At 36.3% G+C, this 12011-nt stretch carries 11 protein-coding genes and 2 other annotated features; of the genes, 9 read left to right on the top strand and 2 right to left on the bottom strand.

Annotated elements, in window-relative coordinates:
• Window positions 1–133: 133 nt before the first annotated feature.
• The 9 genes from MKY94_RS14155 to MKY94_RS14115 all read left to right on the top strand — a co-directional run bounded on the left by MKY94_RS14155 (window position 134) and on the right by MKY94_RS14115 (window position 9386).
• Window positions 134–640 carry a hypothetical protein gene (locus MKY94_RS14155; protein WP_342577260.1) on the top strand — a complete coding sequence of 169 codons (507 nt, stop codon included), beginning with the start codon at window positions 134–136 and terminating at the stop codon, window positions 638–640.
• Between the two features lie 76 nt (window positions 641–716).
• Window positions 717–1151, top strand: a complete 435-nt coding sequence (locus MKY94_RS14150; RefSeq protein WP_342577259.1) for an SMI1/KNR4 family protein — start codon at window positions 717–719, stop codon at window positions 1149–1151.
• Window positions 1152–1264: 113 nt separating this feature from the next.
• Window positions 1265–1723 carry a flavoprotein gene (locus tag MKY94_RS14145; RefSeq protein WP_342577258.1) on the top strand — a complete coding sequence of 153 codons (459 nt, stop codon included), beginning with the start codon at window positions 1265–1267 and terminating at the stop codon, window positions 1721–1723.
• Complete coding sequence (locus MKY94_RS14140) at window positions 1713–2273, top strand: DUF4256 domain-containing protein (protein WP_340844644.1); 561 nt, start codon at window positions 1713–1715, stop codon at window positions 2271–2273. Before MKY94_RS14145 ends, MKY94_RS14140 begins: the two co-directional genes overlap by 11 nt.
• A 415-nt stretch (window positions 2274–2688) precedes the next feature.
• Window positions 2689–4653, top strand: a complete 1965-nt coding sequence (locus tag MKY94_RS14135; RefSeq protein ID WP_342577257.1) for an LTA synthase family protein — start codon at window positions 2689–2691, stop codon at window positions 4651–4653.
• Between the two features lie 238 nt (window positions 4654–4891).
• A complete protein-coding gene (locus tag MKY94_RS14130; protein WP_144535204.1) occupies window positions 4892–5581 on the top strand; it encodes a CoA transferase subunit A in 690 nt (229 codons plus the stop codon).
• A 13-nt stretch (window positions 5582–5594) separates the two neighbouring features.
• A complete protein-coding gene (locus MKY94_RS14125; protein WP_144535206.1) occupies window positions 5595–6248 on the top strand; it encodes a 3-oxoacid CoA-transferase subunit B in 654 nt (217 codons plus the stop codon).
• 85 nt (window positions 6249–6333) lie between these two features.
• Window positions 6334–6549, top strand: a binding site (T-box leader).
• Window positions 6550–6648: 99 nt separating this feature from the next.
• Window positions 6649–9060 (top strand): leucine--tRNA ligase, encoded by a 2412-nt coding sequence (gene leuS, locus MKY94_RS14120; RefSeq protein WP_144535208.1) that lies wholly within the window; start codon window positions 6649–6651, stop codon window positions 9058–9060.
• Between the two features lie 83 nt (window positions 9061–9143).
• Window positions 9144–9386 carry a hypothetical protein gene (locus MKY94_RS14115; protein ID WP_154310297.1) on the top strand — a complete coding sequence of 81 codons (243 nt, stop codon included), beginning with the start codon at window positions 9144–9146 and terminating at the stop codon, window positions 9384–9386.
• 313 nt (window positions 9387–9699) lie between these two features.
• Here the strand turns inward: MKY94_RS14115 and MKY94_RS14110 are convergent, their stop codons facing one another.
• Window positions 9700–10272: an aminodeoxychorismate/anthranilate synthase component II gene (locus tag MKY94_RS14110; protein WP_144535212.1), complete on the bottom strand. Its 573-nt coding sequence runs from the start codon at window positions 10270–10272 to the stop codon at window positions 9700–9702.
• Complete coding sequence (gene trpE / locus MKY94_RS14105) at window positions 10269–11657, bottom strand: anthranilate synthase component I (RefSeq protein WP_342577256.1); 1389 nt, start codon at window positions 11655–11657, stop codon at window positions 10269–10271. Before trpE ends, MKY94_RS14110 begins: the two co-directional genes overlap by 4 nt.
• Window positions 11658–11722: 65 nt before the next feature.
• Window positions 11723–11948, bottom strand: a binding site (T-box leader).
• Between the last annotated feature and the right edge of the window lie 63 nt (window positions 11949–12011).

Here is a 12011-nt window from a genome sequence, read left to right as displayed (position 1 = left end):
CATAAATAATCATACTATTCTCTCGGGAAACATTTGACAAATCAATGAGCTGCATAGGCAGCTCTTTTTTCTTGTTAAACTAAAGGAAGCAAAATATAAGAAGTTAGCTCGGGAAACAGGGAAGTGGTGAATTGTGTTGAAGAAAAAAAGCGGGAAGATTAATGGAATAATATACAATAATACAGCTTACTATAAGGGGAAATATAGATATTACCCGACCATTACAGATTTAAAAGGTATCCTTGAAGAAATTATTAGTTGTAATTCAACAACTAATTGTCTTAGAGTTACACCATTTTATATCAATGAAGAACTGAATCACCAAATAGAATTTGAGGAATATATGTTTTATATAGAATGCAGAGATTGGTTTGATGAAAAGGACCAAGAGATGCACATCTTAGATTGTCTAGATTCAGTAGATACCCCTAGAGTACTTAATGATATCAATCTAGGTGCCATACTTTATCCATTATGTAAACATAACGATATTGTTTCATATCAAAAGGCACTTAAAGTATATAAGGACTCTTTAAGAGAAATTCTACTCAAGATGATGAAAATAGCAAAATCTGAAATGAAATTAAAAGAAAAGCATTTGCCATTTGGATATTTTTGCTTTGAAATTCAAAGTGACTGAGTTGTTTTTTCTTCAACAAAATAAATAGGTGAAGTTATAGAAGGAAAAATATTAAAAACGACAGGAAGGTTATTTAATGAAAGATGTAATAGGACTAATACATACAAGGAAAACCGGCGTTAATGAATCAGACATAAAGGAAACGGAAGATAAGCTAGGTGCAGTCTTCCCAGGACAATATAAGGAACTTTTCAAGTTAATCAATAATGCAGAAGTAGGTGAATGGACACTTTTTCCTATCAAAGACCAGAGAAATCCTAAAAAGACTTGGGATGATATTGTTAGACAAAACACTGAGGTCAAAGAAGATATCTCAAAAGAGCTTATAGCAATTGGTGATGATGATTCGGGAGATAAATTATGTTTTAAAATTAATAATGGAAGAATGGAGAATGAGATTTATATATGGTATCACGAAGACGCAGAACTTGAAGAATATGCCTCTAATTTGAAAGAATTTATTATTTTAATTTCAGAAAAAAAGATCGAGGATGACTTTGATGATGAATAAATTTGGACACTTCAATAACTTATTATGTTTCTAATAACAGTTCAGGTTAAAATAAAGGTATGTTCCTTCTTATATAGAATTGTAATTACAAACAATATTAAGGAGGGACCTCAATGCCCAGTTCATTTTCAATGTTTTTAGATTCTTATTTGGATGTTTGGAGAAATTCATCTTTAACAGGCATGAAAAACTCAATATCACAAGAGTATAAAGCTAGAGAAATAACAGATGGAAATATAGTTGACTTTGGTTATGAAGAATCATTAAATGGATGGGAACAAGGTTTTAAATTTGCAAAAGAAAATAATGCAGAGTGGATGATAAATGTAATTACAGTTCTTCCTTTAAGAGATGACGAAACTATGGCTATTTTATCTGCTACTTTGGTTATTCAAGGTAAGAAATTAGACACAGCAAATTTGTTCTTTCAAACGTTCCAAAAAAATAACAAGAACGAATGGAATTTAGTCAGAAGTTATATAGAAGCAGGAGTTACTAATGTTAGTACATTTATTAACACAAAAACAAATTTGAATAAAAACAATATAGGAGGAAGCTTATATGACAAGTAAGGAGTATTCACCAGAGCAACGTGAGGAACTATTTGAAACTTTGAAAGACCGTTTTGAGAAAAATATGAACCGCCATATGGGACTTGATTGGGTTAAAGTGCAAGCTAAGCTTGAAGCTAACACTGATAAACTGTGGTCGCTCCATGAAATGGAAATAACTGGCGGTGAACCTGATGTTGTTGGATATGATAAAACGACAGCCGAATTCATTTTTTATGATTGTTCAGCGGAAACTCCTAAGGGTCGCAGAAGCGTTTGTTATGACCGTGAAGCACTTGAGTCAAGGAAAAAACACAAACCAGAGAATAGCGTTCTTGATATGGCAACTGATATGGGTATTGAGCTTTTAACGGAGGAACAATACCGAGAACTGCAGAAGCTTGGAGAATTCGATTTGAAAACGTCTAGCTGGGTGCAAACACCTGATAATATTAGAAAATTCGGTGGGGCCATCTTTTGTGATCGTCGCTACGATACTGTATTTATGTACCACAATGGAGCAGATTCTTATTATGCTGCACGGGGCTTCCGTGGCTCGTTAAGAGTTTAAATTTTGACATAAGCAGCTCTTTTTTCTTGTTCAACTATAGTTGATAAATCTCTATTATTCGGCTTGTTAAATATATTACCCCAAAAATCAAAACCTTTTACTCCAATGGACTTTAAAATGGAGTAAGAGGTTTTTGTTAATTAATGCCAATTTAAATGTGGGTCTTCAACTAAGTATCTAATTTTTATAATGCCTTCAAATGTAAAGTCAGCACCATGAAAAGAAGTATCGATACATAATGATAAGTATCTATCTAAAGGCTATGCAAAGATAAATGCAGTAGTTTTTTTACTTGACAAAAGTCGAAGAAAGAGGTAGGTTATATTAGCTTTAGAAATTATATTAAAATTATTTTCCCCTAAATATATTATTAAATTTAAATCTTGAAATACTAGACTTATAGGAAGGTGATCAAATGGAAATTTTAAATAAAAACAAGACTGCCTTTTTAAACAAGTTTAGTAGTCTGTTTATTTTAGCCGTTTTCATGTTATGGATTAAAACATATATCACGCAAGTAACTCAGTTTAACTTAGGAGTAGAAGGACTCCTTCAACAATTCCTTTTATTTATAAATCCGCTTGGCTCTGCCTTGCTATTTCTTGGATTTTCTTTTGCTTTCAAAGGTCGAGGAAGATACACATTACTTGCTGTTATTTATGCTTTAATGTCCTTCCTTTTATATGCAAATGTAGTTTATTATAGATTTTTTAGTGACTTTATTACATTACCAACGATTACTCAAACGCAGAATTTTGGAGACTTAGGCGGCAGTGTTATTTCTTTATTAAAACCCTACGATATCATGTTCTTTGTCGATGTATTTTTGTTAGCTTATCTATGTGTGTCTAAAAAAATACAAAAAAACAATAGTAGAGTTGGATATAAGAAAGCAATTGCTGGGCTTGCTTTTGTAATAGGAATATTTGCATTAAATTTAGGATTAGCTAACTATGATCGTCCACAGTTATTAACTCGTGGTTTTGATAGAAACTATATTGTTAAGTATTTAGGAATGTATAACTATACTATTTATGACGCTACTGAAACTATAAAGGCATCTTCACAGAGGGCTTTAGCTGATAGCGATGATATGACAGAAGTTATTAACTATACAAAATCTATCTCTGCGGAGCCTAATCCAGAATATTTCGGCGCTGCAAAAGAAATGAACGTCATCTATATCCATTTGGAGTCATTCCAAAACTTTTTAATGAATTATAAATTAAACGGTGAAGAAGTTACACCATTCTTAAATTCATTAATAAAAGATCCGAATACACTATACTTTGATAATTTCTTCCATGAAACAGCGCAAGGCAAAACTTCGGATGCTGAATTCATGCTTGAAAACTCATTGTTTGGTTTACCACAAGGGTCTGCATTTATTACAAAAGGTCAGAATACTTATCAATCAGCTCCCGCGATTTTAAAAAAAGATGGTTATACATCTGCTGTATTCCACGGCAATAACGGCACTTTCTGGAATCGTAATGAGATTTATAAATCATTCGGCTATGAGCATTTCTTTGATGCCAATTATTATGACACTACTTCTAAAGAAGATATGGCTGAATATGGATTATTGGACAAGCCATTCTTTGAACAATCATTAGAATATGTAAAAACTTTACCTCAACCTTTCTATGCTAAATTTATTACGGTTGGGAACCATTATCCATATAAAATGAATCAAAACTTAACAACAATTGATAAAGCAGATACTGGTGATGCAAGTGTAGATGATTATTTCCAAACTGCTCGTTATGCTGATGAAGCAATTGAACAGTTCATTGGTGAATTACAAAACTCCGGCTTATATGATAACAGTATGCTTGTTTTTTATGGTGATCATTATGGTATTTCTGAAAATCATAATAAAGCCATGGAACAAATCATTGGAAAAGAAATTACTCCTTACGAAAGTACTAATTTACAACGGGTACCTTTAATTATTCACGTTCCTGAGATGCAAGGTGGAGTCAATCATACTTACGGAGGGCAAATAGACCTTCTTCCAACCTTATTACACTTACTTGGAATTGATTCACAAGATTATGTTCAATTTGGTACAGACATATTATCAAAAGAACATAATGATATTGTACCTTTCAGAAATGGTGATTATGTCAGCCCTACTATCTATTCAATTGATGAAAAATTCTATGATGCAACAACTGGTTTGCCACTAGTTGATGATAATCAAATTCAAAAAGCGAATGAGTATAAGAAAAGAGTAGAAAACAGGTTGCATTTATCTGATAAAGTTGTAAATGGTGACTTATTGAGATTTTATACACCGGCAGGCTTTACTAAGGTTAATCCTTCTCAATATAATTATAATAAGGATGTAAAAGAAAAAGCTGACAACGAAAAATAATAGATTTATTTAATATAATTTAATCCGATTAAAGAACAAATTCTCCATGTGGAATTTGTTCTTTTTTTTATTCTAAAAAAATGTAATAAGAATTTTGTTACCAAAAGAAGCATTTTTAAGATTTGATATACTGTCTCGAGATGAATATATACCGTAAATAATCAAAAAGGTTTGCGGAGTAGTCCGATATTTGAGAATATAATAGGGTAGGCTGTATTTTTTGAAAGGGGATAGGGATATGAAACCGATTTATAGTTCAGCAAAAGAAGCTGTCGCAGGTATTGAAGACGGCATGACGTTAATGGTAGGCGGATTTGGATTAGTAGGTATTCCAGAGCAGCTAATTTTAGCGTTAGTTGATAAAGGGGTAAAGGATTTAACCGTAATTTCCAATAACTGTGGCGTAGATGACTGGGGCCTAGGCCTTTTACTAAAAAATAAACAGATTAAAAAAATGATAGGCTCCTATGTAGGTGAAAATAAAGAGTTTGAAAGACAAGTAATTTCAGGAGAGATTGAAGTTGAGCTCACTCCACAAGGTACTTTAGCGGAAAAAATTCGTGCCGGAGGGGCAGGAATTCCTGCATTTTTTACTCCAGCAGGTGTAGGTACAGTAGTTGCAGAGGGTAAAGAGGTACGTATTTATGACGGTAAGGAATATGTTCTTGAAGAAGCCCTTAGAGCAGATTATGCCTTGATTCGGGCGGCTAAGGCAGATAAGTTTGGTAACCTAATATACAACAAAACAGCTCAAAACTTCAATCCAATGATGGCTGCTGCTGGTTTGGTGACGATAGCAGAAGTAGAGGAAATCGTAGAGACAGGCGATTTAGATCCAGCCCAAATACATACACCAAGTATTTATGTCCAAGGTCTGTTCCAAGCAGAGCAGGAAAAAAGAATCGAACGTCTAACGACACGTTCATAAGGGGGAGATTCGGATGAATACACGTGAAAAAATTGCGAGAAGAGCAGAAAAAGAAATTGAAAATGGGAACTATGTAAATCTAGGGATTGGAATTCCTACCTTGGTTGCCAACTTTATATCTCCAGATAAGACAGTGGTGCTTCAATCAGAGAATGGACTTTTAGGCATAGGGCCATATCCAACGGAGCAAGAAGTGGATCCAGACCTTATCAATGCTGGTAAGGAAACAGTTACTACAATACCAGGGTCATCCTTCTTCTCAAGTGCTGAATCCTTTGCGATGATACGCGGAGGACATGTAGATGTTGCTATTTTAGGGGCAATGGAGGTATCCGAAAAGGGAGATTTAGCTAACTGGATGATCCCAGGTAAGATGATTAAAGGAATGGGAGGAGCGATGGATCTTGTACATGGTGCCAAGAAAATAATTGTTATTATGGACCATTGTGCGAAGGACGGCTCCGCAAAGATTAAAAAAGAATGTGCCTTGCCTCTAACTGGTAAGGCAGTTGTGAATAAAATAATAACAGAACGGGCAATGATTGAAGTAACTGAAGATGGCCTAGAGTTAAAAGAAGTATTTGAAGGGTATTCTGTACAAGATATTATCGATGCTACTGAAGCTGGTTTAATCATCAAAGATGTAAAAGAGAATGTAGCGATTTAATATCTCATATTATAAAATTTTTGATGAGAGTACATCTTGTGTTTTCCTTCAATATCCATTAGAATAAATGCATTACATTGAATAACAATCGACTAAGAAAAGGAATAGTAAATAACACTCGTTTCTGAAGAGAGCTAACATCTGGTGCAAGTTAGTGTAACGAATTATTGAACTCGCCTTTGAGTCTGTATAAGTGAACGATTAGTAGCTTATACCGTTTTCCGCGTTAAGGAAACAAGTTGAGTGATAATTTTTTCACTAATTTGGGTGGTACCGCGTGAGTATATCTCTCGTCCCTTAGTTTTTTTAAGGGGCGAGTTTTTTTATTTGGCGCTGTTATCTTTTGGGATTTTAAACCAATGATAGTTAGAAAGCGCCATTAACTGAAGGAGGAAGAAAGATGAGCTTTAATCATGAAGCAATTGAGCAAAAGTGGCAAAGTTATTGGAAAGAAAACAAGACATATAAAATGATTGATGATCCTTCCAAACCAAAATTTTATGCATTAGATATGTTCCCATATCCATCAGGAGTAGGTCTACACGTGGGACATCCACTTGGATATATTGCAACAGATATTCTAAGTGCATTTAAACGTAAACAAGGCTACAATGTACTTCACCCAATGGGATGGGATGCATTCGGTCTTCCTGCAGAGCAGTATGCAATTGATACAGGTAATGATCCTGCAGAATTTACTGCAAAAAATATTGCGACGTTTAAACGTCAAATGATGGATCTTGGCTTTTCTTATGATTGGGATAGAGAAATCAATACAACCGATCCTTCCTATTACAAATGGACACAATGGATCTTCATCCAGCTTTATAAAAAGGGCTTAGCTTACGTGGATGAAGTGCCAGTAAACTGGTGTCCAGCATTAGGTACAGTTCTAGCGAATGAAGAGGTAATTGATGGCTTATCGGAACGTGGTGGGCATCCAGTAGAGCGTAGACCAATGCGTCAATGGGTTCTTCGCATTACGGCTTATGCAGATAGATTGTTGGAGGATTTAGATGATTTAGATTGGCCAGAGAGCTTGAAAGAAATGCAACGTAACTGGATTGGCCGTTCTGAAGGAGCAGAGCTAACGTTTGAAGTTGCAGGAACAAAGGAATCCTTCCAAGCATTTACGACTCGTCCAGATACTATTTTTGGCGCAACATATGCAGTATTGGCACCAGAGCATAAATTAGTGGATGCTATTACAACTCCAGAGCAGCAGGAAGCAGTTCAAGCTTATAAAGATCAAGTAAAATTGAAAAGTGATTTAGAGCGTACAGATCTTGCCAAACATAAAACTGGAGTATTTACAGGAGCCTATGCCATCAATCCAGTTAGTGGTGAAAAAATGCCAATCTGGATCGCAGACTATGTTTTAGCAACATATGGAACAGGTGCTATCATGGCAGTTCCTGCACATGATGAGCGTGACTATGAGTTTGCTAAGCAATTCGATCTTCCGATTGTAGAAGTTGTTTCGGGTGGAAGCATTGAAGAAGCTGCTTACACAGAGGATGGCATACTTGTTAATTCGGATTTCTTAAATGGTCTTAACAAAGAAGAAGCAATCGCTAAAGCAATTGAATGGTTTGAAGCGAATGGAAAAGGCGAGAAGAAAATTACTTATCGTTTACGTGACTGGTTGTTCAGTCGTCAGCGTTATTGGGGAGAACCAATTCCGATTATCCATTGGGAAGATGGAACTTCAACACCTGTAGATGAATCAGAGCTTCCACTTATGCTACCTGTTACTACTGACATCAAGCCAAGTGGTACAGGTGAATCTCCATTAGCTAATATTGAGGAATGGGTAAATGTAGTGGACCCAGTGACTGGTAAAAAAGGACGTCGTGAAACAAATACAATGCCTCAGTGGGCAGGAAGCTGCTGGTATTATATACGCTACATCGATCCACATAATGATGAAGCACTAATTGATCCAGAGCTAGTAAAACGCTGGTTGCCAGTAGATCTTTACGTAGGTGGGGCAGAGCATGCTGTACTTCACTTGCTATATGCACGTTTCTGGCATAAATTCCTATATGATATCGGTGTTGTTACAACGAAAGAGCCATTCCAAAAATTATTTAACCAAGGAATGATCTTAGGTGAAAATCACGAGAAAATGTCTAAATCTAAAGGGAATGTAGTTAATCCTGATGATATCGTGAAGAGCCACGGAGCTGATTCACTTCGTTTATATGAAATGTTCATGGGACCTCTAGATTCTTCTAAACCATGGTCAACGAATGGTCTAGACGGCTCTCGTAGATTCTTGGATCGTATTTGGAGATTATTCGTAACAGAAGAGGGCACTCTAAGCCCGAAAGTTAGCGACACATCATCTGACAATATGGAAAAAGCGTACCACCAAACGGTTAAGAAGGTAACAGAGGATTACGAGGCAATGCACTATAACACGGCTATCTCTCAAATGATGGTATTTATTAATGAAGGATATAAAGCTGAGAAAATTTCTAAGGAATATGTAGAGGGCTTCGTGAAGCTTATTTCTCCTATTGTTCCTCATATCTCAGAGGAGCTTTGGAGCATTTTAGGCCATGATAATTCTATCGCTTATGAATCTTGGCCAACATTCGATGAATCCAAGCTTGTGGACAACGAGGTTGAAATTCCAGTACAGATCAAAGGGAAAGTTCGTGCAAAACTTGTCGTTTCTAAAGACGCAACAAAAGATGAGCTAGAAGCATTGGCATTAGCTTCTGAACAGGTTCAACAATGGATTGAAGGCAACGAAGTCAAAAAAATCATTGCAATCCCTGGTAAAATGGTAAACATCGTTATTTAATAAATAATAAAGCTGCTTAGTCTCTTATGAGAGTTAAGCAGCTTTATTTTTTAGAAAAACACAAGCATGATGAGAACTGAGAGATGATTGAGACAAAACAGGAAGAGCAGCAAAAAAGGGATGATGGCTTGTTACTTTCCGACAAAGCCTTTTATCTGTTTGTGCAACTCTTAACGTCGTCTGCGCAACATTTCAAGCGTTTTGTGCAAGGTTTTGCTCCATCACTGCAATGTTCCACTTCATCTGTGCAAGGTTATTACTCATCACCGCAAGGTTCTCGCAAATCTTCAAAATTTCATGTTCACCACAACACTTTCATCCATTGAAAAGTCGTCCACTTTCTCACTACTACACCCCACATGATTGCAGCGACAGGCGGCGACTCCTGTGGGATGAGTGAGACTGATAAGCCATCACAAACGACGCGTAAGCGACGGTGATGGCTTATCGCTCACCCCACGGAAAGCGACCGCCGAAAGCGAAAATCTGCAACCTATTAATTAAACTTTCCTGCAAACCATTTGCACTTTTCATGAAGCAATATCTTCTTTTGGAAACATGAACTTTAACAAAAGCAAACCAACAATATGAACTAAAATAATACCAAGAGCAGCTACCATCAAACTCTCCTTTCAAAGGTTAATTCAACGTATCTACAAATACTTTCATAAGCATAGTACCATGCTCTGTTCCAATAGACTCAGGGTGAAACTGAAGTCCATAAAGTGGATAGTCCCTGTGCTTTATTGCCATAATTTCATGATCATCATCAGCTCTTGCGAGAACCTCGAAACAATCTTGTAAACTATCCTCTTCAATGACAAGAGAGTGATAACGCATGACGGATATAGGGCCTTCAAACCCGTGGAACAATTCATTTTGTGTATGATGTATTGTAGATAGCTTGCCGTGCATAATTGTTTTAGCCTGCACGACATTGGCACCAAAAGCAGCACCAATCGATTGGTGACCAAGACAAATTCCAAGGATAGGGTATTTCTTATAGAATGCTTGAATAACTTCAACAGAAATACCTGCTTCAAGCGGATTACCTGGTCCAGGGGAGATGACAATTGCTTCCGGGCAAAGCTTATCTATAGCTTCAATGGTAATAGCATCATTTCTAACAATCTTAACATCCTTACCAAGAATACCTAATTGCTGATAGAGATTATACGTAAAGGAATCATAATTATCTATTAGGAGTATCATCTGTGCACCTCCAAAAGTGCTTTTGCCTTGTTTAACGTTTCCTCATATTCATTTTTAGGAATGGAATCATAAACAATACCCGCACCAGCCTGCACAAATGCCTCATTATCTTTTACAACCATTGTTCTAATTGCGAGAGCGAGATCCATATCTCCTGATACTGAAATATAACCTACTGCACCAGCATAAACCCCGCGTTTCATAGGCTCCAATTCGTTTATAATTTGCATAGCTCGAATTTTTGGTGCTCCGGAAACAGTGCCCGCTGGTAAGCATGTTGCCAATACATCTAATGCGTGAATATCTTTTGTTAAACGTCCTGTTACCTCTGAAACTATATGCATGACATACTTGTACAATTCTATTTGCATATATTTATTTACCTGAACGGTACCAATTTCAGAAATTTTGCCTATGTCATTTCTTCCTAAGTCAACAAGCATTCGATGCTCTGCTACTTCTTTTTCATCTATTAATAAACTGGCAGCAATTTGCTTATCTTCTTCTGAGGTTTTCCCTCGTGGCTTTGTTCCTGCAATTGGATTAGTAGTGACAAATCCATTCTTTACCTTTACTAGACTCTCAGGAGAAGTACCTAAAACGATATAATCTTCGAAATCCATGTAAAACATATAAGGTGATGGATTAGAAGTTCTCAGTTGCCGATAAAGAGAGAATGGATTTCCTTTAAAAGGAGAGGAGAAGCGCTGTGAGATTACCACTTGGAATATATCTCCTTTTACAATATGTTGCTTTGCTTTCTCCACCATTTCTTTAAAGTCATCTTCTTTTATCGCTGGCTTAAATGATAGGCTAGCTCCTAACTCTCCTTGCTGTGGAGAACCCGCTTGGAGGTCTTCATAAATTATTTCAATATCCTTTTTCATATGCTCGGGAGAACGCCCACTTAAAAATAAATCAATAGCTGCGATTGTCACCTTTTGTTTTAAATGATCATAAATAAGAAAGGTATCGTAAAATAACACATGTATATCAGGCATATTTAAATCATCGGGAAGATACTCTCCGATTCGTTCGTTATAAAATGCTGTTTCATATCCAAAATAACCCAGCATTCCACCAAAAAAAGAAAAGGGATATTGTTCATTGTGTTCAGGAAGAATGGTTTTAAGTTTATCCATAATGGGTTCATGACCAACTTCTTTGTTTCCTTGTTCGTCTGTAAATACATAATTAAACTGATTGCCTTTAATTTCTGCTACAGGGTTTAGCACTATAAAAGAATAGCGTCCGCTTTCCTCGTGCTTTGCAGAGGATTCAAATAGCATTTTTTTCATTCCACGTAAGGAGTGATAAATGGAGATAGGAGTCATCATATCCCCTTGGATTTCTTTCATTTCATAGCTTCTCGTCTCAACTGTCATTTTCTACACTCTCCTCTTTCTCGACTCGGCTCATCTAAAAAAGAATACAAAAAGGCCCTCCATCCAAAAAGGACGGAGAGCCGTGGTGCCACCTTCATTGATTACTATTGTAATCCACTTGTTTGCAGCTCATAGCTGCTAGTCCTGTAACGTAGACAAACGCCAAGGCCTACTATCATTTCGGCCTTGGAACTCAGAAGCCCATTCATCATATGCTATGCACTGACTTGCACCAACCGTCAGCTCTCTAATGCATCACATATGATTACTACTCTTCGTCATCGCTCATTAAAGACCATTGTATTATAAATAGTTTCAAAATTCAATGGATTCGTATAAAATATTCCAAATTTT

It is taken from the genome of Psychrobacillus sp. FSL K6-2843 (assembly GCF_038626375.1).
In the GTDB taxonomy this organism is placed as follows: domain Bacteria; phylum Bacillota; class Bacilli; order Bacillales_A; family Planococcaceae; genus Psychrobacillus; species Psychrobacillus faecigallinarum.
The sequence above is the reverse complement of the archived record's forward strand: the minus strand, read 5'-3'. Positions and strand labels throughout refer to the sequence as shown.